Here is a 26002-nt window from a genome sequence, read left to right as displayed (position 1 = left end):
GGAATTGGTGTCGGATTATGTCGAAATGCCGAAGTTCACAGGGATTCCGCCGAAGTTCACAATGTTTTCACCAAAGTTCACAGTTGGTTTGCTCGAAGTTCACAATCAAAACGCTAAAGTTCACAATTCAGGCTAACAACGGGTGGCCTCCAATACCAGCCACCCGTTGAATCAACAGCACATTTATTAAAATCGGTAATTTTCACTGTCCAAATTCGTAGTTAAACAGAATATAGACCATGAACAATATTTCCTCCTCGTCTTTATGGAAATCTGAAACCTCCAGTTTGTAAACAAACCCACTTGAGCGTTCACCTGTTGCGATTGGTGTGTGATCCAGTGTGATTTCCGTTTTTGACTTAACACTTAATGATTGATAATGATATGTCTTGCCGTCGTATTCGAGATAGAGACTTTCCCTAAGTTTTTTTGCATTCTTGAACGAGTAATCCGTCTGAATCGTGCCAACTTCCTGGTCGTTCCACAAAATAATCCATGAATTGTTGCCGCGTATCTTATTTTCATTAATTCCCTGCAGTTTAATTTGATCGCCATTCAACATTTCAAACGTCAGATTAAGATACCATTGTCCGGGCGTATCCATGATGTCTGCAACAATACGCTTCCACCAGCTGTTATATGAACGGTGATATGTACCAATTTGGTTCTCGCCGTTATATATAAGTTTTTTTGTCGTGGAAACGCGGTCACCCAGGCGTGTTACAAGAGAATTATGATCTGATACCGGTTTGTAGGCAAGATCTTTATTATGCTGGTATTTCATTATGAAAAATATGATTACAGACGCAACAGGAAACAGAATTAATAATAATAATTGATTGAGTTCAAACTCTCCCTTCAGAATGAAACGTAAGGATAGTCCTATGAATCCAAAAATAAATAATACCAATAATCTGGCCAATAATATGCATCCTTTCTCTGTCTAAGATACTGCAGGCAGTAGTACGGGCAGTTTTGAAAAATGTTTCATATTTTTTCATGCCACCTTTTTGATTTCAGAAACGATTGTAATAGTAGAAGGTTCTATTAAAGATGGATATTACGGCAGAGTTATTACGATTAAACACTAAACGTGCGAGTGACAGCCTTAAACGTGCGAAGAACAGCCTTAAACTTGCGAGAAGCCCACCCGAACGTGCGAGCAATAACTTATTAAAAGCATTCTTCATCCTATTAATCGTTTCCCGGAATCAATAAGTGGCATTTTTTCAAAAGAAAAACAATACATGATAGACTGATTCATAAAGGAGGAGAAGTTTTATGACGAATTTACAAAATAAAACCGCAGTTGTAACAGGTGCGAGCAGTGGAATCGGTGCTGCGATTGCCGAACATCTGGCAAATGAAGGAGCTAATGTAGTACTGGCTGCCCGGAGAAAAGAGAAATTGGATGAACTTGTGGAATCAATTAATAAAAAAGGAAATGGACAGGCTATTGCAGTTGAAACAAATGTCACCGAAAAAGAAGATGTGAATCGGCTTAGTGACAAGGCTGAAGAAGCTTTCGGTGAGATTGATATTTTTGTTAACAATGCCGGACTGATGCTGCTTTCCCAGGTCCAACAGGGTAAAACAGATGAGTGGGATCAGATGATTGATGTAAACATTAAGGGTGTTCTTTACGGTATCAATTCTGTTTTACCTAAGATGCTGGAACGTTCAGCGGGACATCTTGTTAATGTCTCCTCAGTTGCGGGACATGAAGTTTCCAAAGTGAATGCTGTATATGCTGCAACCAAATTCGCAGTGCGTGCACTATCAATGGGACTGGAAAAAGAACTTGCCAGAACCGGTGTGCGTATCACAAATATTTCTCCTGGAGCGGTGGATACAGATCTTGCCACACATGGATCCGTTGACGAACTGAAAGAAAAATTCAATAACAGCAAGCGTAAACTGGATGTTAACGATATTGCACGTGCAGTTGTTTATGCAGTAACACAGCCTGATAACGTGAATGTGAACGAAGTAACGGTACGCCCTGTATAAAAAATGGAAGAGGCTGGGACAAAAGTGTTTTATCAAAAACAGAAACCGAACATAGTGGAAATGGTGTATAAAACCGCTCCGGGAATATACTTCGCTTTCACACCTCCGGGTACCAAGGCGACATCTGCTCAAAAAGTGCGTTTTCGCAGTGTCTTCTTAGCCGGGGGCGGCTGGTGGGCCTACGAAGCTCTTACGCACTTCGTAGTCTCACCGATGCCTTTCCTCCCCCAGGAGTCTACGTATATTCCCTCCGCTGTTCCCATACATTGTTCGTCTTTTGTGAACACTTTTTTGATATGTCTCAGCCTCTTTCAAAGCTTACATATGCTTCTTTAATTCTTGCGTAATTTCCTCAACCATTTCCGGTCGTCCGTGATATTGAGCAGGGGTATTTTGGAATAATTCTACTTTCCATTCGCCATCTCGGTTGACGGCAACCAAAGTTTGATAGGCGTTTAAGTCAGGGTCCAATTCTGTTTTATCAGGTGGCACCATTCCAACGATGGCTCGCAGTATTGCCGAGTCCTCTCCGATAAAGTGAGCTTCCTGAACTACACTTATAAACGGTGGTGTTGGATGGCTGTCAAAAATGGCGCTAAGTTCTTTAATAATTTTATCCGGACCTGTCAAAAGACTGCCATCAAAGCCAATCTGTTCACCGGATTCGGTAAACAGTTGCGCCATTTGATCAGCATTCCGGTTATTCCATCCATCAATCAATTTCTCATAAAGCTTTTTGATGTCATTAATGTCATTCATTTTTATTTTCCTCCTTGTATCTCGTCAATTGAATTATACTTTCGTTCAAAGTCGAGATGGACAACCTCCCACAAATAGAACGAAGCTATGGTTAAATGCGGATTCCAAATCGGTTCTTTGTCGATTAATATTTTCCGCCGTTCTGATTTATCGACTTCGTACAGCCATTTTGCGCCGCGCTGGATTCCAATATCATCGACTGCCAGTACATTCATTCTCCCCAGGGAAAAAATAAGGAACATTTCAGCAGTCCATTTGCCGATGCCTTTTATACTTGTCAATTGTTTAATAATTTTTTCATTATCCTGTTCGTGTAACTTGTCCAGTTCAATCTTGTTTTTATGAACTTTCTCAGCAAGGTCACCTAGATAGGTTATTTTTCGTGCTGATAAGCCAATCGAACGTAATTGTTCATGGGAAGTTTCGAAAAATGCATCTGCTGTAATGTCGTAGTCCAACAGTTCTTCAAGCCGGCCAAAGATGGCGCTTGCTGCTGCAACGGAAATTTGCTGGCCAATCATGGAACGTACCAGTGATTTAAAAAGATCAGGACGCATCTTAACTTCAATATCACCAACGATTTCCACCAGCTTTTTCATTTGTAAATCAACGTCGCTTAACTCCTTAACTGCCTGGTCATCTGTCCGTATAGTTATTTTATCCATAGTTACACCTCAACATAATTGTAGAATTAATTTTAGTTATTTACAAAAAATAGCGTTGTTGACGTTGGTTTGTTAGCCTATTATTTAAAACTTTGATATTATAGATAGAGTAGAAAAAGTTTTAATCATATTAGATTCTATTAATTAATTAAGAGAGGTGGATTTTATATGGGTAAACCAAAAATAGTCGTTCTTGGTGCAGGATATGCCGGAATGATGACAACAAAACGCTTAATGCAAAAATTAAGACCAGAAGAAGCCGAATTGGTACTGGTCAACAAGCATAATTATCACTACCAGACAACATGGCTTCATGAGGTTGCTGCAGGTACTGTAAATCAGAACCAGGCACGCATGATGATTAGTGATGTCATTAATCCAAATCGTGTAAGCTTAATCTATGATGAAGTTGTTGAAGTGAAAAAAGACGCTAATCGTGTCGTATTGAAGAACAGTGAAATTACATATGACTATCTTGTTATTTCACTCGGCTTTGAAACAAATACATTCGGTATCAAAGGAATGGAAAAAAATGCGTTTTCTATTACAGATATCGAATCAAGCCGCATGATCCGTGAGCATATTGAATATCAATTTGCAAAATACAGTACTTCCGACAAGAAAAATGATGACGATTTAACAATCCTTGTCGGCGGTGGCGGTTTCACCGGAATTGAGTTTGTCGGTGAACTGGCTGAAAAAGTTCCTGAGCTTTGCAAAAAATATGATATTGACCGCAGCAAAGCGCGTATCATTAATGTGGAAGCAGCTCCAAGAATTCTGCCTGGGTTTAATGAAGATTTGGTTGCGTATGCTAAAAAGTCATTGCAGGATCGCGGAGTTGAAATCAGGGAAGGCGCAAAAATTTCCGAGTGTAAGAAGAACAGCTTCGTTATCGGTGAAGGTGACGAAACGGAAGAAATTAAAGCCGGAACGATCGTATGGACTGGCGGGGTAACAGGTAACTCCATTCTGTCAAAATCAGGATTCGAAATTACAAAAGGTAAAGTAACCGTTGAGGGTGACATGCGTGCTCCTGGGGAAGATAATATCTTCATTCTGGGTGACTGTGCATGGGTAATGAACAAAGAGGAAGGACGTCCATTCCCGCCGACTGCACAGGCAGCAATGCAGCATGCAGATACATGCTCATCAAACCTGAAAGCATTGCTTCATGGCGGACCGCTTGAAGACTTTGTTTTTGATGATAAAGGTACCGTTGCTTCACTTGGTGAAAAGGATGCCATGGGTACGGTATTTGATGATCATCTTCTTTATGGTACATCCGCTACTGCTATGAAAAAAGTAATTGACAACCGTTACCTGTTCTTGCTTGGCGGACCGAAACTTATCCTGAAAAAAGGTAAATTACGTATGATTTAATATTTTGAGGAGGGACATTTTCATGAAAAATGGAGTACTATATGTTTTATTGCTTGCGATTGCATCCGTAGTGGGGTATACGGTGGCAACCCGTACAATGGAGGATTCGCGAGATTTCCGTTAAATTAATAATAAACCATCCTGTTCCGTGCAGGATGGTTTTTAGTATGTGATAAATATCACTGTTTGTATAGTGTAAATAGTTTATATTGGTGTTATTAAAGGAGGGTTTTCCGTGAGTATTGAACTTATTATCCTTTTGGCTGTCCTATTTATTGCTGCATTGGCGGGGACGTTATTTGCATTTAAGCAGGAAGAAAAGAAAATGAAAAAGTATGAAGAAGAAGGTGACACGATTGAGGATCAACTGAAGCGGTCACACGAATACGAGTCATCATCACTGAAATCAAATGTGCCATTACAGATTGCCATTTATTCCGTTACGATTGTCCTTTCATTGGTTGTTTTTGCATTTTATATTTTTTAGTTTCCACAGTCGTATCACAATATTTTTTTGTGACAAACGAAGCTCGACAATGAGAATCGTCAATAACTCTTAACACCGATAATATGAAAATAATACAGCTACTATCTCCAAATGTTTTGCGTGTTATAGACTAGAGTAGTAAATGGACTTCTTGATCCAACATATACACATTTTTTTTACTTTATATCGAATACTAAAGACAGGAGGTGGTTTGATGATAACCGTTATCTTGTCTTTTTTGCTTGTTTCCACACCTTTAACCGTAACGCATGATGACAATGATGTAGGGGAATTGGTAAAGGAAGACTTTTCATTAGTCTATCTGGACCGGCTGTTTGTAAACAATAATAAGCTTGAATTGCAAATGGATATTCTGAATGAAAAAATATATCAAGCACCAACAAATGCAAAGCTTAATGATAATGGAGAAATAGTCGAGGAAAAGCCTGGCAAAACACTCGATCGGGTTAAGTTTCAGCAGCTTTTTCAGGATTATTTTTATAAGGAGAATGTTGATAAAATATCCCTTCCTGAACGCGAAATTTATCCACGGGTCGACAGTGAACTGCTGGCAGAAATCCGTGAAAAGGAAATTGGAAGTTATTTGACTTATTTTAAGGTAAGCAACAAGGAAAGGTCACATAATATTTCACTTGCAGCGGAGGCCATTGATAACTATGTTGTTTTTCCGGGTGAGAAATTCTCATTTAATAAAGTAGTCGGTAAACGGACGAAGGAAAGAGGATATAAACGAGCTCCGGTTATTGTGAAGGGTGAGCTGGCTGAAGATACTGGCGGTGGTATCTGCCAAGTATCATCAACTTTGTATAATGCGGTGGAGTTGAAAGGAATACAGATTGTTGAACGGTATTCGCACAGCCGCAGTGTGCCGTATGTACCACCAGGACGGGATGCTACCGTCAGCTGGTATGGTCCTGATTTTGTGTTTAAAAATAATTATAATCAGCCTATTCTAATCCGTGCCTCTGCTGACGAAGGGAAGATGAAAATCAGCATTTATTCTTCCGAGTCACTTTAAGTCAATTTTGCATCCGTCATCGTCACACTGATTAACAGGCACGAGCTTACGGTTTTTTGCGATTTTTTTATAAATGAAGTCGCCAAGGCCAATCCATTTGAAAACATACATGAGCGGCAGTAGGATCCACAGTAGTGGCAGCTTTTTGGAAATTTCCATTATTGCATTGTAGCCTTTATGCCATTCCTCACGATGATACACATGCAAACTTTTTTCCATTTCCTTCGGGTAGTTTTCAATGGTACGGAATGATTCAAATGTCAGCCGGTTCTTCCAGTCGATTTTTTTCCAGAAACTTGATGAACTTGTGCACATCCTGCAGTAACTGTCAAAATAAACTATCATCTCCATCACACCCCTCTTTTCTTTATTTTAACATGAAATTTGGTTAAAATTTAGTCAGGAGGGATGTTTTGATGGATATTCTTAATTTGGACGAGCATTTTCAAGATAATATATCAGATGAGAACAGAGAAAAAGTGGTAGAAATACTTGAAGAGTTTAAGCGTGGACACTATCCGAACGTCTTGACTAAGTCAGGTGCTTTACAGGAGGAACTTAAGACAGATAAAGCGCTTGTAGAGAAATTAAAGATGGTTGATGCGATATGTCATGCGGAAATCGGCGAAATGAAAGCAGCATCTGATATAATTTACGGCATGTACCAGGAAGAGGGCAGTGATTTGGCGCTGCTTGGTGAGCTGGCGTATATGTGTGACTATAAACTGGCACGTCGGATTATGAGTGCTGCTGTTAAACAGATGGAAGAAAATGATGAAGCAGACCGTATCAAGCTTGCACGTGGTTACCTCGTTCTTGCGGAAACGGAAGAAAAGCTGGAAAAATACGTCCGTTCGATAAAATATTATCAAAAAGGATTGAGTCATTTTCAGGAGGACTATAACCGCGATCAGTATATGATTTTGTATATCCATTTTAAAATCGGCATGCTTCAATCGATGCAAAATAATGCAGATGAATCTGTTTCTTATTTACATAAAGTGATTGAAATGGCGGGAGATTCGAATCCGGAGCTGAAAATTAAAAGTCTGGTCAGTATCGCTAAAACGTACGGCAGCAATAACCAGAACGAAGAGGCCTATCCATATTTGGAAGAGGCGTTACAGTTGCTTGAGGGATCAACCCTTGAGAATACGGTGTCACATGCAGAGGCGTTCACCGAGATGGCATTTTACTATTTTGATCAGTCCAAGCTTGATGAGGCAGTTCCGTATTACCGGGAAGCCATCGAAGTGTATAAGAAATTGCAGTATACGTCCCATCGTCAGCTCGGTATGATTTATATGCAGTATGCGTATTGTCTGGAGCATATGGAAAAGAAACGGATTCGTGATGCCGGGTTGAATTATGAAAAAGCAATTGAGCGTCTTGAGCTGACACAGGACAGGCAGCTTCTCGAAAATGCGCTGGCTGATGTTATTGCGTTTTTTGATAATACGAACAATGACAAGAAGAAACGGATGTACGAAGATAAATTTGTAAAAATGACGAACGCAAAAGCCTAAAATTATGTTGACAGCGTTTTAAATACACAGTAGTATAAAAGTTGAGAATGATAATCTTTATCAATTACACATCTGTGTCTGAAGTAGGTGAGAATGATAGAACTTCTTGATATTATGCGGGAAAGACGCACCATCCATGATTACAAACCTGAGAAAGTCGATCGTGATGTGCTTATTGAATTATTTGACCATGCAGCATATGCACCGACTCATCATGTAAAAGAACCATGGAAGTTAAAAATATATGAAGACGAAGCACGGTTGACTTTTGGCAGGAAAATTGTGTCTAGTTACATACGATTGGGTTTGTTAAATCATCTGTCAGAAGAACAGCTGACTAAAGCCCGCCGGAAATATGATCGTTTTTTCACTTCCATTCCACACCATGTTCTTTTTTACATGGATAAAGAGGACGATGGCGGCTATCAGGATGATGAAAATTATTCCGCGGTTTGTGCCTTTATCCAAAATTTCCAGCTTGCAGCGTGGGCAAAAGGAATAGGTGCGATGTGGACATCAAAACCTACTTTAACCGACGAAACGTTTATCAAAGATGTTGGATTATTTCCTGATGTACACCGGTTAGTAGCCGTTGTTCAAGTTGGATATCCTAACAGAATACCGCGCAGTCGCGGTCGGACACCGATGAATAAATCCATTGAGTGGATTCACTCAGAATAAAGAGGAGCGAGGCACATGAAGAAAGTAGTCATTTTTACATTTACTTTAATGTTGTTCCTGTTAGCTGCCTGTGGTGGCGGTAATGAGGAAAATAATGCAGGCAGCGATAATGAGGGTAACAGCGGTTCAGACGAACGGACGGTAACGATTCAGGATGCAATGGGTGAGCAGCCGATTAAGGGAACTCCGAAAAAAATTGTTGCACTTGAATGGTCCTATGCGGAAAATTTGCTGGCATTGGGAATCCAGCCGGCTGGTGTTGCTGACTTGGACGGTTTCCATCAATGGGTTAATATTAATAAAGAATTTGATGAGAGTGTAAAAGATGTCGGTACACGTCAGGAACCGAATCTGGAAGCTATTTCCCGGTTAAATCCGGATCTGATTATTGCGGTTAAATTCCGTCATGAGCAATATTTGGATAAACTGAAGGATATCGCGCCGGTTGTAACATTTGCACCATATGGGGAAGAAGCTATTCAGGATCATTATCAGAATATGATTGACGAGTTTAACAAGATTGCTAAAATAGTGGATAAACAGGATGAGGCTGAACAAGCTCTGGATGAGTTGAATTCGGTTATTGATAAACAGAAACAGCGGGTTGCTGATGCCGGTCTGGAAGGTTCAACATTCCTGGCAACACAGGCGTTTACAGCACAGAATACCCCGACAATCCGGATGTTTACAGATAATTCGATGGTTGGTAAACTCATGAATAATCTCGGATTTAAAAATGCCTATCAGTCAGATAAGCCGGAAGTGTACGGCTACAGCGAGGTAACCGTTGAGGCATTGCAGAATTTCCAGGAAAAAGATCTGCAATTCCTGTACATTGTTCAGGAAGAGGATAATATTTTTGAAAACCAGCTTAAAGGTAACCCGGTGTGGGAAAACCTGGGCTTTGTGAAAAATGGTAATACACACCAGTTGCCTGGCGATACATGGACATTTGGTGGTGTACTGTCAAATCAGGTTCTTGTGAAACAGTTAGTTGACGCTATGGTAAAAGAGTGATTGGATGAATAACGCCTTACGAAAATTTATTGTTGCGGTTCTCACCTTTGGAGGTGGAACCGCGCTTTTGTTCATGTTAACACTAATACATATTAATCAGGGAAGTGTATCGATTCCCTTGGGAACAGTGATTGATGCAATTTTTTCTCCCAAGGATAATCTGCAGCATCACACGGTTCGCATGCTCAGACTCCCGCGTGCGGTGATGGGCATTATTGCCGGTGGTGCACTTGCGGTTGCCGGGGTTGTTTTGCAGACAGTAACAAAAAATCCGCTGTCATCTGCAAGTACCCTCGGGATTCATTCCGGTACTTATTTTGCCGTTGTATTGTGTACGGTGTTTTTCCCATGGATGCTGGTCGGGAACGGGATTCTGGCTGCATTTCTTGGCGGAATTCTCACATTTTTGATTGTATTTATTTTGTCGGGCGGAAATAATGCTAAACCGGTTCGCATGGTGCTGGCCGGGATGATTGTCACATTTTTATTTTCTTCATTGACGAGTGTTCTGCAGATTTTTTATGAAAACGAAACGGCCGGGTTATTTTTATGGGGATCAGGTACGCTGGTGCAAAATGACTGGAGCGGTGTACAGTTTTCCCTGCCGATTGTTGTGATTGGACTTATTGTTATTTTGCTCATGACATTTAAAATGGACACGCTGACATTGGGGGATGACGTTGCAACTGCATTGGGGCAGAACGTGAATGTTGTAAAGTTCGTTTCAATAGTTGCAGCTGTACTGTTGACATCGGTGACGGTCAGTGTTGTCGGGCCGATCGGGTTTGTTGGACTGGTTGCACCGCACATTATCAAATTGCTTGGTTTCCGAAAACATCTGCCATTGGTAATTGCCTCGTTCATCTGGGGGGGAAATGTATTGCTGTTTGCTGATATTTTGGCACGCATCATTGATCCGTCATTTTCCGAATTACCGGTTGGTGCGGTTACTGCCCTTATCGGGGCACCATGGCTGATTTATTTGGTACTGCGGATGCGACGATCAAGATACGGAGAAGAGAACACGGCTGTTATGGCAGGTAAAACAACGATGGGTATGTCAATGAAAGTAGTCATTCCTGTTTTGTTTGGTGTTATTTTGATAGCCATGTTAGTCAGTATGGCATCCGGTAATTATGGATTTGAACCACTATTATTGTGGAACACCTTTTTTGGCGAATCGAATGATTTCATGCTCGGTTTAATTTTTGATCTGCGGCTGCCAAGAGCGTTGGTGGCATTGTTCAGCGGCATGGTACTTGCTGTCAGCGGGCTAATTTTCCAGGGAGTATTGCGGAACCCGCTCGCCGACCCGTCGGTTATTGGTATAACCTCAGGTGCAGGTGTCGGGGCACTCTTAACCATGTATGTGTTCGGTGTGTCTGCTGTCTGGATTCCGGTCGGGGCAATGATCGGTGCGTTTGTATTCTTTATAGCAGTCATGCTGTTGGCGATTCGCGCACAGTTTCAGCCGACGATATTGGCACTGTTGGGAATTGGCGTTTCAGCATTTGGCTCAGCAATTATTCAGATTTTAGTTGTACAAGCGGACATGAGTGTTGCTTCTGCATTGACATGGCTATCCGGGACGACATATGCGCGCGGCTGGTCAGAGTTGTTTGATTTTCTCATTTGGCCTGTCGTGATTATTTTTCCATTATTATTGATGCGCATCCGTATACTGGACACCTTATCTTTGGGTGATGACACAGCGAAGGGACTCGGGCTGAATGTGATGTCAGCACGATTTCAACTGGCGTTTCTGGCTACTTTGTTGGCTTCGTTCTGTGTCGCTGCAGTCGGGGCGATTGGTTTTGTCGGACTGATTGCACCGCACTTATCACGGCTGCTTGTGGGACCATCCAATCAGCGGCTGTTGCCGGTAACGATTTTGGTCGGCGGTGCGCTGCTGGTAGTGGCGGACCTGTTCAGCCGGACACTGCTAGCGCCGAACGAGATACCATCGGGAATACTGGTCGCAATTATTGGTGCGCCGTACTTTTTGTGGTTGATGAAGAAGCGGGCGTGATTTTGTGGAAAATGTGCTTCGGTGTGGTGTGCCGGGGCGCTTTTTTTATGGTAAGGTGGCTCGTGGCGATTGGAGATGGGTGGATATCAACCGGAGACGCATGAACATCGGCAGCAGAAGTGAACACTCGTCCAAGAAATATATGGTCCAAGAGTAAATATATCAACCCGACAGGAAATATATCGACCCGAGAGCGAATATATCAGCCCGAGAGCGAATATATCAACCCGTCAGGAAATATATCGACCCGAGAGCCAATATATCAACCCGTTAGAAATATATCGACCCGAGAGCGAATATATCAGCTCGAGAGTCAATATATCAACCTGTCAGGAAGTATATCGACCCGTCAGGAAGTATATCGACCCGAGAATAAATATATCAGCCCGTCAGAAAATATATCGACCCGAGAGCGAATATATCAGCCCGAGAGTCAATATATCAACCCGTCAGGAAGTATATCGACCCGAGAGCTAATATATCAACCCGTCAGAAAATATATCGACCCGAGAATAAATATATCAACCCGTCAGAAAATATATCGACCCCATAGAAGAAATATACGGACGACAATTAAAAAATCAACTCGAGAGCTAAACTCAGTACACTTAAAAAACGGGACCCCTGTCCAAGGAGTCCCGCTGAACGCTGTGCAATTGCAAGAGGCTTTACCCTGATTAGCTGACTTGCTGTTTCCCTTTAATCCAGTTAATCAATCCGCCTTCCAAAATAATTTCCTTCTGGCGTGGGGATAGACTGTGTTCAAGGGTTATTTCCTTATCCGTACCATCAACACCAGCTATCAGTGTATGCCCATCCTTCAGTTGTTCCCGCAGATTATCAAACTTGAGCACTTCACCTTTTCCCAGTTTCTCATAATCTGCTTCATTAGCAAACGTCAGTGGCAGTACACCAAAGTTTACGAGATTTTGCCAGTGAATGCGGGCAAAGTCTTTTACCATTGCCACACGTAAGCCGAGGTAACGAGGTGCCAGTGCGGCGTGTTCGCGGCTTGAACCCTGTCCATAGTTATAGCCTCCGACGATGGTGTGACCTCCGAAATCTTTGTTATCGCGGCTGCGTTCGACGTATGTTGAATCGACATCCTCAAATGTGAACTTGCTGATTTCCGGCAAGTTGCTTCGATATGGGAGGACGCGTGCGCCGCCTGCCAGTATTTCATCGGTGGAAACGTTGTCGCCGACCTTCAGCAGTACCGGCAATTCAAGTGAATCCGGCAAAGCCTCCATGTCCGGAATCGAAACGATATTCGGTCCTTTTACGAGTTCAACCTGTTTAGCTTCTTCCAGTGGGAGTGGTTGATCCAATAGGTCTTCTTCAATATTAGGATCGGCCGGATCGCTTACATCAGGATAGTCTATATCCATTGTCCGCGGATCGGTTATCACGCCTGTTAAAGCGGAAACTGCAGCGGTTTCGGGTCCGCATAAAAATACACTGTCTTCTTTTGTACCTGATCTGCCCGGGAAGTTTCGTGGTGTTGTTCGCAGGCTGTTTCTTCCGGATGCAGGTGCCTGCCCCATACCGATACAGCCGTTGCAGCCTGCCTGGTGGAGCCTTGCACCAGATTGCAGGAGACTGGCAATATGGAATTCTTTTACCAGATTCGTAAGCATTTGTCTTGAAGTAGGATTGATATCGAATGACATACCATCAGCAATATGGCGGTCTTTTACAATTTCTGCCGCTATGGCAAAATCACGATAACCAGGGTTTGCTGAAGATCCAATGTATGATTGATAGATTGGGGTGCCGGCGATTTTGCATACCGGCACAACATTTCCCGGGCTTGATGGTTTTGCAATCAACGGTTCCAACTCGGAAAAGTTTATTTCATCATGAATGTCATATGTTGCGCCTTCATCTGCTGTCAGTTCACTCCATTCATCACCGCGGTTTTGCTGTTCCAAAAACCGCTTGATTTCCTTGTCTGACGGGAATACGGTGGCAGTCGCGCCCAGTTCTGCTCCCATATTGGCAATGACATGGCGGTCCATCGCTGATAAATCTTCCAGTCCCGGACCATAATACTCAATTATTTTCCCGACACCGCCTTTTACATCATAGCGTCTGAGCATTTCCAGAATGACGTCTTTCGCGCTTACCCAGTCAGGCAGCTCACCGGTCAGTTTTACGCCCATAACTTCCGGCATTTTAATGTAAATAGGTTCACCGGCGATGGCCATCGCGACGTCAATTCCGCCGGCTCCCATGGCAAGCATGCCCATACAGCCATTTGCGCATGTGTGGCTGTCTGATCCTAGTAAAGTTTTACCTGGTGCAGCGAGTCGCTGCATATGAACAGGATGACTTACACCATTTCCCGGACGGCTGTAATACATTCCGAACCGTTGTGCTGCACTTTCCAGAAATAAGTGGTCATCGGGGTTCTTGTTATCTACTTGAATTAAATTATGATCGACATATTGTGCGGAGGCTTCGGTGTTGGCATAGTCAAGTCCCATTGCTTCCAGTTCAAGCATGACCATCGTTCCGGTTGCATCCTGGGTCAGGGTCTGGTCAATTTTCAGGCTGATTTCCGAGCCCGCTTCCATTTCACCTGATAAAAGGTGGTCTTTTATTAACTTTTGAGCAACATTTAAAGCCAATGTAATTCCTCCTTTATATTCATGGCTTTAGTAATGTTTACCTCATTTCCGCTCGTATCAAACAAAATAAAAAAGGATGCCGCCATTTATGACGACACCCTTTCCTGAAAAATAATTATTCTGCTTTATGAGCTTCAATTTCAAAAGTGATTTTAACTTCATCACCTACAAGTACGCCGCCTGTTTCTACTGCAGCGTTCCATGTAAGACCGAATTCCTTACGGCTGATTTTAGTTTCACCGCTGAAGCCGGCAACAGTGTTACCGCTCATTGGGTCTTTGCTTTGTCCTTCAAATACAGTATCAAGTGTAACTGGGTTTGTTTTTCCAGCGATAGTTAAATCACCAGTAACATCGTAATTATTGTCTGATTTTTTCTTAATGTCAGTTGCAACAAATGTTACTTTCGGGTAATTTTCAACATCAAAGAAGTCAGCAGAACGCAAGTGATCGTCACGATCCTTATTGCGTGTGTCAATGCTCGCTGCATCTATCGTTACTTCAACTTTTGAATCTGTTAAATTATCCACATCGGCTTCAATAACAGCATCAAAGTCATTAAATGTTCCTTTCGCTTTGGAAATCATCATATGTTTTACTGTAAATCCTATCTCACTGTGTACTGTGTCTACGTTAAAAGTTGTTCTTGCCATGTATAATCCCTCCATTAATTTTTTCAATACTTACTTTCTGTAACTAAGTATATAATCATAAATTGATGGTGTCAAGTAATTATTGAAAATTATTTTGATTTCAGGATATTTTTTTCCCGAAATTGTCTATGATTAAACATCCTGCTATAATATTTACTAGATTAAAAAATGAGGTTATACAGTATGAAACAGTTAAGCATAATTCCATGTGGCAGGAAAAAAATCTGGGATAAACATCCGGATATAGGGGAAGTCCCGGCGAAAGATGCTTATATCGGGACATTACATAACTATTGTCAGTCATATGCAGAGAAGTTCACGGATCAATGGGTTATCCTTTCTGCAAAGCATGGTTTTCTTTTGTCTGATGATATCGTCGATGGCAATTATGATGTTGCCTTTGGACAAAAAAGTGATGAGATTATTACGTTCGACAGGCTGAAAGAGCAGATTCATCAAAAGCAATTGGATCAGTTTGATAAGCTGGTTATTTTAACAGGAAATAAATATAAACGGGTAATTGACGGGTGTTTTGATGACAGTATGCCAAGAACATTTCCACTTTTGCAATATGGCGGGATTGGTTACATCATACAGGCCTTGAAACAATCTGTGGAAAACAATAGACCCTTACATTAATGGAATAGGAGATTTTACAGTATGATTCGTATCGTTCTGGTAGGACTAGTTTTGGTAATATACATGATTTATATCGGATTCAAGCATAAAGAAACATGGCAGCAATTGTCATTCTCACAAGTTCTTGGTGTCGTTCTTACATTTGTTGGTGTGATAGGTGCCGGATGCTTTGTTCTTTTCTATGGGGTCCGGTATTTGGATGATCTAATAGCCAGTGATGTTTTCAGCGGTATTGTCCAGTATTTTATTGCATTTGTTCTTTTAATCATTTGTGTGGTTATTTACAACAAGATTGTCGGGAAAATAACAAATGGGGTTTTGCCATTTAAACGGAAAACAAAAAAATAATATTGTGAGCTGACCAGTAGAATTTGCTGGCAGCTTTTTTTATTTTCATGCCACCTTTTCCATCTGAGAAACGATTGTAGTAGTGAGAACAGTTATACCGGATTTCCCGTACACATGCCGTTCCAAAACAGTACCTGATTGAAAATAATATTACAAGACTAAAAAACAAAGGAGGAAGAAAAGTGGACAAAGGTACGATTATTCGAACGGCGGCACTTTTATTGGCACTTGTAAACCAGTGTCTTGTCATGTTCGGGAAGTCACCATTGCCGATTGACAGTGAATTTTTGGAACAGGGAATTTCTTATGCATTTACCCTCGTGACATCGATAACAGCCTGGTACAAAAATAACTATGTAACCAAGACGGGGGTTAAGCAGAAAAAAGTATTAACTGAAAAAGGATTAACAGGGAAGGGAGGTAATCAAAACGAAGCCGATACTAATCATTGACCCGGGTCACGGAGGTAACGATCCGGGCGGCGGGTCCAACAAGCATTGGATTGAAAAGGATCTGAATCTATCTATCTCACTTTATCAATATGAACGCTATCGGGAGCTTGGGATTCCTGTGGCCATTACCCGGACAACGGATGTTACGCTGACGCCCGATGAACGAACAAGGATTGTGCGCGAGAGCGGGGCAACCTATTGTCATTCCAATCATATCAACGCCGGCGGGGGAGATGGAGGAGAGATCATCCACTCCATTTACGGTGGAAAAGGAATGGCCGAGCAGATTGCTGACGAACTGCGGAATGCAGGGCAGAATATTCGGCGCGTTTTCACAAGAACATTGCCAAACAACACCAGTCGTGATTTTTATTTCATGAACCGGAATACAGGAAAAGTCGTTACCAATATCATTGAATATGGATTTGCCGATTCTAATGGTGATGATATCCGTCAGCTGAATAATCATTGGCAGGATTATGCGGAAGCGGTCGTTAAAGCCTTCTGTATTTTCAGCGAGTACCCGTATGACAACGGCAAGGGAAAACCAGCAAATGGAGAAAAGAATAAATATCTCCATTTGCCGGCCAGTGATGACACGTGGCGGGTTTACCCGTTGGATGCACATCCTGTAAAAGCGAATGAAAAAGGATTTCTTCGTCCGTCTAAATTCGGCGGGCTGACGTATGAAGTCCTGGGCAGTTCACAGCCGCATGTCTATCTGATTCAAACCCGAGATTTCGGAAAAGTTCAGATTTATGCACATCCGAAGACTGGGGCAACGTTTACCCATAAATAAGTTTCGCTGCACTATATGTAATTATTCAAATTATGCTATAATTTGGATAATTACCAAAATAGAGCATTTCTATAAAAGGGGAGTCTCAATTGGGTCATGACATAAAGTGCAGTGATGTAAATAAAGTGTTTCAGGGTGATGGAATAAGCACGTATGCATTGGAAGATGTCAACATTACATTTGAGGAGGATGAATTAGTTGCAATTATTGGTCCATCCGGGTCTGGAAAATCTACATTGTTAAGTTTACTTGGTGCATTGGATGTGCCGACAAATGGAAGCGTTACATATGGAGACAGTTCCATTAATACGTATTCTTCCAAAGAGTTAGCTGATTTTCGTTTCGAGAACATCGGGTTTATCTTTCAGCAATTTCATTTACTCCCTACGTTAACTGCTTTAGAAAATGTGATGTCACCATTGTTTTCTCGTAAGGTTGCATACAATAAAAAAGTACGTGCTGAAACGGTGCTTAATCAGGTAGGTTTGGATGATAAATATAATTCCTTAGCATCTCAGCTTTCAGGCGGACAACAGCAACGTGTGGCAATTGCCAGGGCCTTAGTTCATGAACCGCGTTGGCTGCTGGCAGACGAACCCACCGGAAATCTGGATACCCACACAGAAGAATTGATATTTGACAATTTGATTCAATTAAACAGGAGTAAAGAATGTGGCGTTATATATGTTACCCACGACTCTGATCTCGCAGCACGTGCGGACCGTATGGTTGAAATGAAAAACGGCAAGATAATCAGGGATTCGCGGAGTGAAGTTTATGCTTAGGTTCATTTGGAACTCGTGGTGGCGAAATAAAGAACGGTTCATATTGTTGATTATCGGCGCCTTGATTGTGAGTATTGGGCTCAGTTACCTGGTGGGGATTACTCAAGCTTCCAACGCTACAATTGTGGATGAACTCCAGAAACGGTGGAAGTCCTCTTATCATATCGTTGTTCGCCCACCTGATTCCCGCAGTGTGACGGAAGAAAAGAATCTGCTTGAGCCAAACTATCTCAGCGGGTTATCCGGAGGTATTACTCTTGAACAATATGAAAAAATAAAAGGAATGACAGATGTTGATGTAGCTGCTCCTATTGCCATGATGGGATATATTAGGAACTCTATTAATCTGGACCGTGTACAATTCACTGAACCAGGTATCTATCGTATGAAAATTAAAGAAACTACAAATACCGGTGTATCTAGTGTTGTTGATGAAAGTAATATTTATTTCACGGTAGGTTGGGGCGCTCCAAACGATGCTCGTGAATATGGAGTAACACATTTTAATGGAGCAGTTGATTATGGCACATATGTTCTTGTTGCTGGAGTTGATCCTAAAGCCGAGGCTGAACTTGTTGGTCTGGATGAAGCTATTGTAGAAGGTGAGAACAGTCACTATTTCACCGATGAGAACAGCGTGAAAACGGAAGAGGTAATTAAAAATATTCAAGAGACTCAGATTCCTGTGATTGTAAGTAATAAGGAATTCGTCGATGGTAAAATGAATTATACATTTGAAAAGCTGGATATTCCATTCGAGAAAGATCCAAGCGGTACAATGGAAAAAGTGAAAGAAAAAGGAGGAAAAAGTTACCTAGATAAACAATCTGGAACACAGGTCGATCAAGTAGTATCCACTACAGAACAAGCACATAAAAAAATAGTGAACCAAGTTAGTGAAGGAAACAGTTCGCTCCAGGATTTTTACTGGATGTCATTTAAACCTTCTTCCGTTAATTACAGGGAAGTAACAAGTCCCTTTCCCGAACGCTGGCCTTTTTCTTATGAGGTAGAGCCATATTTTGTTCCAGAGGACTCTTTGCTTGCAGTGGATAACGCATATCGTCCAATTTCAATGTTCAGTGAGGACAGTTCTGGCTGGCCCAGACTTCAGCTTAATTTTAAAGGAATATTTGACCCCAGTGATTTGGACATATCGAAGGACCCTTTAACTGAACTGCCAATGGAAACCTATTTTCCTTCAAAAGCTCAATGGGTGTTAGACAAAGACGGAAACCCGGTAAACCCACCGGAAGACATGAAACCTTTAAACAATCCATATGGCTTTTTAACAAAACCCCCTTTAATGCTCACAACAATAGAAGCCGCATCTGAGGTTTTGGGTGACAAACCCATTTCGGCTATTCGTTTAAAGGTAAAAGGAGTGGAACAACTAAACGAAGAGAGCGAACAAACATTACAGGCTGTTGCAAAAGATATAGAAGACACAACAGGATTGATTACTGATATTACTTTGGGTTCTTCCCCACAGCCTGCATTAACCCATATCCCAGGGGTAAATGAGCAGAAAAGTATTGGATGGATTGAGCAGCCATGGATTAAGTTAGGCTCATCTGTTACAATCTTTCAGGAATCCAAGGTAGGTATGTCCGGCGTGATCGCAAGTGTTATTGTTGTGGCGATTGTATATGTGTTTTCATCCAATATCATTATGATGTATGCAAGAAAAAAAGAATTTGCAGTACTTCTATCAGTCGGTTGGCGGCCAAATAACTTAGCAAAATTGCTTTTTATCGAAGCAGCATTGGTTGGACTTTTTGTTTCCATGATAAGTTGGCTTATATTAGGACTGATTTATGTAATACATGATATTCAAACATCAGCATTACGTCTGTTTTTAATTGGAATATTTGGTATTACGATTTATGTATTAGGTGCTCTTATTCCAGCACTGTTGGTTAGAAGAATTTCTCCTTATGAATCGATGAAAACAGGTGAAGTTTCAAAGCTTAAAAGACACCTTTTTAAAACGAAAACACTCTTTAGTATGAGCTTAAAGAATTTGCTTGCTAAGTATAAACGTAGTGTTTTATCCGTTATTGCCATTGCTTTGCCAACAAGTCTATTGATTTTCTTTTTGTTTGTCACTTTCAAATTGCGTGGAACAATGTTTACAACATGGTTGGGTGAATATGTAGCTTTAGAAGTAGGTCCCATGCATTATGTAGCAATGGGTGTCGCGATTGCTATTGCCATTCTTACTACAGCAGAAATTATTTGGCAGAATGTTGCTGAGAGGCAACCTGAGCTTGCAGTATTAAAGGCAGTTGGTTGGCAAAACCGAACTGTTCGACTGTTGGTGTTAATTGAAGGAGGACTAAGTGGATTAATTGCGGGAGTACTTGGAATAGTAATTGCTTTAGGGGTAATCTGGGGTATGTATAACCAATTTCCTGCAGAGCAGTTGCCATTCTTCCTGGTAACGATTCTTATTCCAATCGTTACTGGTATCCTTGGAGCAGTACTACCTGCGAGAAAAGCTGGGAATATTCAACCTTATCAAGGATTGACTGGTGGATTTGTCAATACCAAAAGAACGGAGAAGAGTTTTCAATATGTGTTTGGAGCAGTAAGTATTTGTTTATTTATTGGTATTATTGCTCTATTGACTCAAGCAATACCTGATGTTCAGGAAACAAACGCAAATAAACCAAGTGGAACTGCAAAAACAGAAGGTACATCTGGTGAGGTAAAAGAAGTGTATTCCCATAGAATAGATTCTGAAAAAGAACCAGAGGACCAAGATGTTGGGGTGGATAGGGATAATCCATATGAAACCATTATTGACACCAAATATAAAAATAAGGAAGAGGATGAGATTATAAGCTTAGGAGAAACATTTAATGATGAATTATTAGGAACGAAATTAACATATAACCTAGTAAATGACACTCCAGATGGGCTGGAGACGAAAAAGCCAAACACTAAACTAATAACTATTAAGACTAAAATAAGGTTGGAGGTTGCTGAGGGAAGGAAAAAAGGTTCTCTCGTACAATATCAACCCCAAGTCGGCGGTTTTTATTTGTTAGATAAGGAAGGCAACAAGTACGAGCGGATTGATTTTCGAAAGGTAGATGCAAAGAACTGGAATAAAATATATTTAGAGACTCCAGGCATGATGACATCATTGTTAACGTATGAGGTGCCAAAGGATATAGAAAGCTTAATATTAGTAGATAATCAATCTTGGTTTCCCTTATTTCCTGGAGGGTTAGTAGTTGATATTACTGGAAACGTAATTGATTCTGCCTCACAAAATGAGGGGGAAACAGAGAAGTTATCTGAAAAAAGTAACTCCGAAGAGAAAAGTCTTTTCGAGTCAAAACTCGATGAAGATCCCGTGATTTTGAGTTTAGGAGAAACGTGGGGTAAGAATCCTGGTGGGCAAGAAAATATATTTACCTTTAATATAGTACCTGATAAGCCTGAAGAAGTTAAGCCGGAGAAAAAAAACACTGAATTAATAACCATTTCTGCAGAATTAATTATGAAAGGAAAAGAAGGATTAGGTGAACAATACCAACCCAATGTAGGGGGCATGTATCTGCTTGACAAAGATGGAAATAAATATGAACGTATTCATTATGAGTTGGTAGAGGCCAAAAATTGGAATGGAATTGAATTAACAAATCCGGGAAGGATGAAATCCCTATTAACCTATGAAGTACCAAAAGATTTGGAAGCGCTTATAATGGTTGAGTGGTATACCTGGATTGCTTCCAGAACTAACGAAATAGTGGTTGTGGTTAAGGGGTATGTCAAGGAAATGACTGAGAAGATTCAAAGTGGTTTTTAATAAACTCATTAAAAAGCTGTCAAATATAAATTTTAGCCGCTTAACGAAAAGTTGCTAACAAAGGAATAGTGCTACTACGACCATGCAAGTAGTCCGTCACATTTCTATCCATTTATAAGAAACACATATTGCCAGCAACAAATGAATAAGTTATAATACACCTAACGAAAAAAGCAGATTAATAGAAGCCTACAGGGGGAGCCTTTTTGGCTGAGAGTGAACGTTTTTGTTCTTACCCTTAGAACCTGTTAGTTAGTACTAGCGTAGGGATGGTGGCTTTTTTGATGGAATAAAAGCAATGTGAGCGGATTCCCCATCAGGAAGCTTCCCCTTTGGCATTGCTTTTTTTGTGTGCAAAAAATTCCGCACGGCAGGATGTGCTGCCGGCAAAGGGGAGGAAAATTGAATGAGTTCGAAACGTATTTTGTTTTTGGTTGAGGTTGCTATATTTACGGCTTTGGCGTATATGCTGGATATTATTCCGTTCCTGTCGTTTAAAATATGGGCATTTGGCGGTTCGATTTCGTTAGCAATGATTCCAGTTTTTATTGTAGCATTTCGCTGGGGCATAAAAGGCGGATTGTTAGCCGGGTTCCTGTGGGGGATGCTGCAGATGGCTATCGGCCCTAATTATATTTTGCATCCGATACAAGGGATCCTGGATTACCCGGCAGCATTTACGGTGCTCGGGTTTGCAGGAGTCTTTGCCAATCGAATTCAAACAGCGGTAAAATCAGGAGATAAGTCCAAGTATCTTATGTATATCATGTTCGGTGTATTGCTTGGATCGATGCTGCGGTTTATTTCGCATTATTTTGCCGGTGTCTTCTTTTTCGAATCGGCAATTGAAGGTGTAAATGTATGGGTTTATTCCTTACTGTACAACGTTTCGTATATAATTCCATCGTTTATTATATGTACGATTGCCGTTTTTCTGTTGTTCCACAAACAGCCGAAAACGCTGGTACAGCAGACTGCATAATTCATAATATATTCCGCTCACAGAAACTGGCTCTTTGCATGGGAAGAGCCAGTTTTTATATACTGGAAACAGGGGTGACGATAATGAGAGAGTTAATTGGGCAGTGCCAATCATGTGGCGAAGATGTTTTTTGTGAGAATGGTTTTTTTGACGGGGTTCAAAAAAACGGTAAGTTGCTTTGTAATGAATGTGCGGAGGAGAAAAAGTCGGAGTAATTCAGCCATACAGCTTCATAAAAACTTTCACCGCTTCCTTTCGATGTGCATAGGCTATAGCACACTTAGAAAGGAAGTGTTTTACGTTGGGGCTTACTGTAGCGCACTGGTTATATGGTTTATTCACGCTGATTATTATTCTGACGATGATTTTCAAAAGAGGGGTTGTCCTTCCTTCTTTACTCGGGACGTTTGTGATTGCCTGGGTATTTAAAGGAAGTGTAATCGAAGGGTTTACTGCGATTTTTAATGCCAACTTAGTTGCGGCAAAAGAACTGTTCAGTATTTTTCTTATCATTACATTTATGATGGCGTTACTGCATTCACTAAGAGATTTGGGTGCAGACCGCAAGATGATTCAGCCGATCCAGAAGGTAATGGTTAATGGTCATGTTTCCTTCTTTGTTCTGGTTGGTGTTACGTATGTAATTTCGTTGTTCTTCTGGCCGACGCCAGCAGTTCCATTGATTTGTGCACTGCTTGTACCTGCTGCTATACGATCCGGTTTGCCTGCGATTGTGGCTGCAATGGCTGTTGCGCTTGCCGGGCAGGGGATGGCGTTATCTTCTGACTACATTGTTCAGGTTGCTCCAAGCTTATCGGCAAAGTCAGCCGGGATTGATGTAGGTATGGTTACTGATAAAGCATTGCTGCTGTCAATTATTACCGGAGCAGTAGCGATCGGGTTGGCTTATTTTCTATATCGAAAATCAATCCGCTCCAAAGACAGTGAACTGATTGAAGTTGAACTCGAGGCAATGCAGGCAGACGAGGAATCAGAAAATAAAGCGAAAGCTGCACATTTAAATACGTGGAGCAAAGTGTTTGCAGTACTGGTGCCGATTTCGCTGTTGGCCGTTGTTATTTATATGATGTATGACAAATTGTTATCCGGCCGAATGAGTGGCTTTGAGGGTGGCGATGGTGCTGCATTCATTGGTGGGGTTGCGGTCATCCTGCTCCTGCTGTCAACGGTCGCTTTTGGTCGCGAGCGGGCACTGGATTACATCAGCAACCACATTACAAATGGCTTTGTGTTTGCGTTTAAAGCGATGGGGCCGGTAATTCCGATTGCGGGATTCTTTTTCCTTGGCAGCTCGGACTTTTCGGGAAGTATATTAGGTATTGATGAAAATGCACCCGGATTACTGTTTGACCTTGTAAAGTCCACGCAGGAATTTTTACCGCAGAGTGCACTGCTTGCGGCATTCAGTGTATTGATCATCGGTATTATTACCGGGCTTGATGGATCCGGCTTCTCAGGACTTCCATTAACCGGGGCACTTGCGGCTTCATTGCAAAATGGAGGCATTGATGCGGGAACGCTCGCAGCTATAGGCCAAATGGGCTCCATCTGGACTGGTGGCGGAACGATTGTTGCCTGGTCCTCAATGATTGCGATTGCCGGTTTTTGTGGCGTTTCCGTAATGGATCTGGTCCGGAAAAACTTCATACCGGTTATCCTTGGGCTGGTTATTTCCACATTGCTTGCAGTATTGATTTTGTAGAATAACAAAACCTTCTTCATGGGATGATTATAGTTGGTTTGACTCATTGCTTTTGGTACACTCTAACTAATAGAGGTAAAAATTTCTAATGATGGAGGTTTTGATATATGGGAAACAGTACGGCAAAAATTGTTGAAGAATCGCTGGATGCCCTGTTGGATGATAAATCGTTCTTACCGGATTTAACAGGTCAGGCACGTCAGAAGGCATTTACTTCATTGGTATCGATCCTGTCCACTCCCAACCATGTCAACAAATCGTTTTTACGGATTGCGCTTGAAAATGGAAAAGTGGAGCGCGTTCCTTCTTTCCGGGTTCAACATAACAATATTATGGGTCCGTATAAGGGAGGGATCCGCTTTCATGAATCCGTAAATGAGGATGAAGTGGTTAATCTTTCATCACTCATGACACTGAAGAATGCGTTGCACGATGTTCCGTTTGGCGGGGGAAAAGGCGGAGTAGTTATCAACCCGCGGGAATATAGTGAAAAAGAATTATATATGATTTGTAAAAAATATGTGCAATATTTCAGTGAGATTATTGGCCCTGACAAGGATATTCCGGCTCCGGATGTTGGAACCGGTGACCGTGAAATGGACTGGATGATGGGAGAGTACAAAAGCATCCGTCCCGGGGAGCCATACAGAGGCAGCTTTACCGGTAAAAGTGTCGTAAACGGCGGATCACTTGGACGCAGGGAAGCAACTGGAAAAGGGGTATATTTCGCCTTTCGTTATATGCTTCATAACTTTGTTGGGAATCAGGAAAAATGGCTTTCAGAGCGTGATAATATATTTGCCCAGACGGCACTCGAGCAGAAGGATAAGACGTTGTCATTGGCCTTCCAGGGATTTGGAAATGTTGGTTCGGTAGCAGCACTTGAAGCATTCCAATGTAATCATCTGAACAACAAAATCGTTGCCGTCAGTGACCGGAATGTAACTTTATACAACTCAGACGGTTTGGATATTCCGGGTCTTGTGAAATACACATCAAACAATAATGGCGATCTTCCTGTTGATGATGATCAATTGAAAGATGCAGACGTGAAAGCTTCGATTAAAGACCGCGACGATGTACTGACACTGGATGTTGACGTACTGTTTCTTGCAGCGCTGGGAGGCCAGGTGCACCAGGAAAACATGCAGGACGTGAAAGCCAGTATTATCGTTGAAGGCGCAAACGCACCTGTAACAAGCGGAGCAGATAAATATTTCAATGAAAAAGGCGTCATCATCATCCCGGATATTTTGGCAAATGCCGGTGGTGTAATCGTATCCTATTTAGAGTGGCTGCAAGGAAGGGAAACGCAATTCTTCAGTGAGGAAGAAGTGTTTAAGCGTCAGTTTGATAAAATGCAAGAGACGTTTGATACCATCTTCCCGCAGTTTTTCGGAGATCCGTTTCCGTTACGGCAAAACTGTTATATCCATGCTGTTATGAAAATATCGACGATTTTGTATCGGCAGGGGAAGTTGTATTAGGGTATTTGATAGAGTTTGTGGCTGGATTGACCTTCATCGGTTTGGTGGAGGTCTTTTTGTTTTTTTGGATCTATAATCCGTATGAGTGC

Annotated in this window: 23 protein-coding genes and 1 riboswitch; of the genes, 17 read left to right on the top strand and 6 right to left on the bottom strand. The window is 41.6% G+C overall.

Features of this window, described 5'->3' with window-relative positions; translation table 11 throughout:
* Positions 1–202: 202 nt before the first annotated feature.
* A complete protein-coding gene (locus G6R02_RS10755) occupies positions 203–922 on the bottom strand; it encodes a tubby C-terminal domain-like protein (protein WP_164669260.1) in 720 nt (239 codons plus the stop codon).
* A gap of 359 nt (positions 923–1281) precedes the next feature.
* Between G6R02_RS10755 and G6R02_RS10750 the strand changes: the two genes are divergently transcribed.
* Positions 1282–2010 carry an SDR family oxidoreductase gene (locus G6R02_RS10750; RefSeq protein ID WP_164669259.1) on the top strand — a complete coding sequence of 243 codons (729 nt, stop codon included), beginning with the start codon at positions 1282–1284 and terminating at the stop codon, positions 2008–2010.
* A gap of 318 nt (positions 2011–2328) precedes the next feature.
* Here the strand turns inward: G6R02_RS10750 and G6R02_RS10745 are convergent, their stop codons facing one another.
* Positions 2329–2769 carry an SgcJ/EcaC family oxidoreductase gene (locus G6R02_RS10745; protein WP_164669258.1) on the bottom strand — a complete coding sequence of 147 codons (441 nt, stop codon included), beginning with the start codon at positions 2767–2769 and terminating at the stop codon, positions 2329–2331.
* Between the two features lie 2 nt (positions 2770–2771).
* Positions 2772–3434 carry a DNA-3-methyladenine glycosylase family protein gene (locus tag G6R02_RS10740; protein ID WP_164669257.1) on the bottom strand — a complete coding sequence of 221 codons (663 nt, stop codon included), beginning with the start codon at positions 3432–3434 and terminating at the stop codon, positions 2772–2774.
* Between the two features lie 168 nt (positions 3435–3602).
* Between G6R02_RS10740 and G6R02_RS10735 the strand changes: the two genes are divergently transcribed.
* From G6R02_RS10735 to G6R02_RS10725, 3 genes are all read left to right on the top strand, one after another.
* Positions 3603–4817 carry an NAD(P)/FAD-dependent oxidoreductase gene (locus tag G6R02_RS10735; RefSeq protein WP_164669256.1) on the top strand — a complete coding sequence of 405 codons (1215 nt, stop codon included), beginning with the start codon at positions 3603–3605 and terminating at the stop codon, positions 4815–4817.
* Positions 4818–5052: 235 nt separating this feature from the next.
* Positions 5053–5304 (top strand): hypothetical protein, encoded by a 252-nt coding sequence (locus G6R02_RS10730; protein ID WP_164669255.1) that lies wholly within the window; start codon positions 5053–5055, stop codon positions 5302–5304.
* A 214-nt stretch (positions 5305–5518) separates the two neighbouring features.
* Positions 5519–6343, top strand: coding sequence for a VanW family protein (locus tag G6R02_RS10725; RefSeq protein WP_164669254.1), 825 nt, complete (start codon positions 5519–5521; stop codon positions 6341–6343).
* Here G6R02_RS10725 and G6R02_RS10720 read toward each other — a convergent pair.
* Entirely contained in the window at positions 6335–6694 is a 360-nt protein-coding gene (locus G6R02_RS10720) for a DCC1-like thiol-disulfide oxidoreductase family protein (RefSeq protein ID WP_164669253.1), read from the bottom strand. The genes G6R02_RS10725 and G6R02_RS10720 overlap by 9 nt on opposite strands.
* Before the next feature lie 65 nt (positions 6695–6759).
* Between G6R02_RS10720 and G6R02_RS10715 the strand changes: the two genes are divergently transcribed.
* The 4 genes from G6R02_RS10715 to G6R02_RS10700 all read left to right on the top strand — a co-directional run bounded on the left by G6R02_RS10715 (position 6760) and on the right by G6R02_RS10700 (position 11596).
* Positions 6760–7869, top strand: coding sequence for a tetratricopeptide repeat protein (locus G6R02_RS10715; RefSeq protein WP_164669252.1), 1110 nt, complete (start codon positions 6760–6762; stop codon positions 7867–7869).
* 93 nt (positions 7870–7962) lie between these two features.
* Positions 7963–8550, top strand: coding sequence for a nitroreductase family protein (locus tag G6R02_RS10710; protein WP_164669251.1), 588 nt, complete (start codon positions 7963–7965; stop codon positions 8548–8550).
* Positions 8551–8565: 15 nt separating this feature from the next.
* The gene (locus G6R02_RS10705; RefSeq protein WP_164669250.1) at positions 8566–9567 is read left to right on the top strand and encodes an ABC transporter substrate-binding protein; all 1002 of its coding nucleotides are present in this window, start codon (positions 8566–8568) and stop codon (positions 9565–9567) included.
* 4 nt (positions 9568–9571) lie between these two features.
* Complete coding sequence (locus G6R02_RS10700; RefSeq protein WP_164669249.1) at positions 9572–11596, top strand: iron ABC transporter permease; 2025 nt, start codon at positions 9572–9574, stop codon at positions 11594–11596.
* A gap of 677 nt (positions 11597–12273) precedes the next feature.
* Here G6R02_RS10700 and G6R02_RS10695 read toward each other — a convergent pair.
* Positions 12274–14226 (bottom strand): aconitate hydratase, encoded by a 1953-nt coding sequence (locus G6R02_RS10695; RefSeq protein WP_164669248.1) that lies wholly within the window; start codon positions 14224–14226, stop codon positions 12274–12276.
* Positions 14227–14341: 115 nt separating this feature from the next.
* The gene (locus tag G6R02_RS10690; RefSeq protein WP_164669247.1) at positions 14342–14878 is read right to left on the bottom strand and encodes a YceI family protein; all 537 of its coding nucleotides are present in this window, start codon (positions 14876–14878) and stop codon (positions 14342–14344) included.
* 183 nt (positions 14879–15061) lie between these two features.
* On the opposite strand from G6R02_RS10690, the gene G6R02_RS10685 reads away from it, so the two are divergent.
* From G6R02_RS10685 to G6R02_RS10645, 9 genes are all read left to right on the top strand, one after another.
* The gene (locus G6R02_RS10685) at positions 15062–15517 is read left to right on the top strand and encodes a DUF6884 domain-containing protein (protein ID WP_164669246.1); all 456 of its coding nucleotides are present in this window, start codon (positions 15062–15064) and stop codon (positions 15515–15517) included.
* Positions 15518–15538: 21 nt separating this feature from the next.
* Positions 15539–15865, top strand: coding sequence for a hypothetical protein (locus tag G6R02_RS10680; protein ID WP_164669245.1), 327 nt, complete (start codon positions 15539–15541; stop codon positions 15863–15865).
* Positions 15866–16047: 182 nt separating this feature from the next.
* Positions 16048–16317: a phage holin gene (locus G6R02_RS10675; RefSeq protein WP_164669244.1), complete on the top strand. Its 270-nt coding sequence runs from the start codon at positions 16048–16050 to the stop codon at positions 16315–16317.
* Positions 16289–17116, top strand: coding sequence for an N-acetylmuramoyl-L-alanine amidase family protein (locus tag G6R02_RS20075; protein WP_343032928.1), 828 nt, complete (start codon positions 16289–16291; stop codon positions 17114–17116). Before G6R02_RS10675 ends, G6R02_RS20075 begins: the two co-directional genes overlap by 29 nt.
* Positions 17117–17205: 89 nt before the next feature.
* Positions 17206–17901, top strand: coding sequence for an ABC transporter ATP-binding protein (locus tag G6R02_RS10665; RefSeq protein ID WP_164669243.1), 696 nt, complete (start codon positions 17206–17208; stop codon positions 17899–17901).
* Complete coding sequence (locus G6R02_RS10660) at positions 17894–21721, top strand: ABC transporter permease (RefSeq protein WP_164669242.1); 3828 nt, start codon at positions 17894–17896, stop codon at positions 21719–21721. Before G6R02_RS10665 ends, G6R02_RS10660 begins: the two co-directional genes overlap by 8 nt.
* 184 nt (positions 21722–21905) lie before the next feature.
* Positions 21906–22008: riboswitch (TPP riboswitch) on the top strand.
* Positions 22009–22127: 119 nt separating this feature from the next.
* Positions 22128–22703 carry an energy-coupled thiamine transporter ThiT gene (gene thiT / locus G6R02_RS10655; RefSeq protein WP_164669241.1) on the top strand — a complete coding sequence of 192 codons (576 nt, stop codon included), beginning with the start codon at positions 22128–22130 and terminating at the stop codon, positions 22701–22703.
* Positions 22704–23004: 301 nt separating this feature from the next.
* On the top strand, positions 23005–24426 hold the full coding sequence (locus tag G6R02_RS10650) for a hypothetical protein (protein WP_164669240.1): 1422 nt from the start codon (positions 23005–23007) through the stop codon (positions 24424–24426).
* A 107-nt stretch (positions 24427–24533) separates the two neighbouring features.
* Complete coding sequence (locus tag G6R02_RS10645; protein WP_164669239.1) at positions 24534–25913, top strand: Glu/Leu/Phe/Val family dehydrogenase; 1380 nt, start codon at positions 24534–24536, stop codon at positions 25911–25913.
* Positions 25914–26002: the final 89 nt, after the last annotated feature.

The organism is Virgibacillus doumboii, assembly GCF_902806455.1.
Taxonomy (GTDB): domain Bacteria; phylum Bacillota; class Bacilli; order Bacillales; family Amphibacillaceae; genus Lentibacillus; species Lentibacillus doumboii.
This window is presented reverse-complemented; position numbering and strand designations above follow the sequence as displayed.

Bases quoted from the DNA above. Each gene is read 5' to 3' on its own strand.
- G6R02_RS10700 (WP_164669249.1), top strand. From the start codon at position 9,572: ATGAATAACGCCTTACGAAAATTTATTGTTGCGGTTCTCACCTTTGGA.
- G6R02_RS10725 (WP_164669254.1), top strand. From the start codon at position 5,519: ATGATAACCGTTATCTTGTCTTTTTTGCTTGTTTCCACACCTTTAACC.
- G6R02_RS10680 (WP_164669245.1), top strand. From the start codon at position 15,539: ATGATTCGTATCGTTCTGGTAGGACTAGTTTTGGTAATATACATGATT.
- G6R02_RS10750 (WP_164669259.1), top strand. From the start codon at position 1,282: ATGACGAATTTACAAAATAAAACCGCAGTTGTAACAGGTGCGAGCAGT.
- G6R02_RS10710 (WP_164669251.1), top strand. From the start codon at position 7,963: ATGATAGAACTTCTTGATATTATGCGGGAAAGACGCACCATCCATGAT.
- G6R02_RS10720 (WP_164669253.1), bottom strand. From the start codon at position 6,694: ATGGAGATGATAGTTTATTTTGACAGTTACTGCAGGATGTGCACAAGT.
- G6R02_RS10715 (WP_164669252.1), top strand. From the start codon at position 6,760: ATGGATATTCTTAATTTGGACGAGCATTTTCAAGATAATATATCAGAT.
- thiT (WP_164669241.1), top strand. From the start codon at position 22,128: ATGAGTTCGAAACGTATTTTGTTTTTGGTTGAGGTTGCTATATTTACG.
- G6R02_RS10660 (WP_164669242.1), top strand. From the start codon at position 17,894: ATGCTTAGGTTCATTTGGAACTCGTGGTGGCGAAATAAAGAACGGTTC.
- G6R02_RS10735 (WP_164669256.1), top strand. From the start codon at position 3,603: ATGGGTAAACCAAAAATAGTCGTTCTTGGTGCAGGATATGCCGGAATG.
- G6R02_RS10740 (WP_164669257.1), bottom strand. From the start codon at position 3,434: ATGGATAAAATAACTATACGGACAGATGACCAGGCAGTTAAGGAGTTA.
- G6R02_RS10690 (WP_164669247.1), bottom strand. From the start codon at position 14,878: ATGGCAAGAACAACTTTTAACGTAGACACAGTACACAGTGAGATAGGA.
- G6R02_RS10685 (WP_164669246.1), top strand. From the start codon at position 15,062: ATGAAACAGTTAAGCATAATTCCATGTGGCAGGAAAAAAATCTGGGAT.
- G6R02_RS10705 (WP_164669250.1), top strand. From the start codon at position 8,566: ATGAAGAAAGTAGTCATTTTTACATTTACTTTAATGTTGTTCCTGTTA.
- G6R02_RS10645 (WP_164669239.1), top strand. From the start codon at position 24,534: ATGGGAAACAGTACGGCAAAAATTGTTGAAGAATCGCTGGATGCCCTG.
- G6R02_RS10745 (WP_164669258.1), bottom strand. From the start codon at position 2,769: ATGAATGACATTAATGACATCAAAAAGCTTTATGAGAAATTGATTGAT.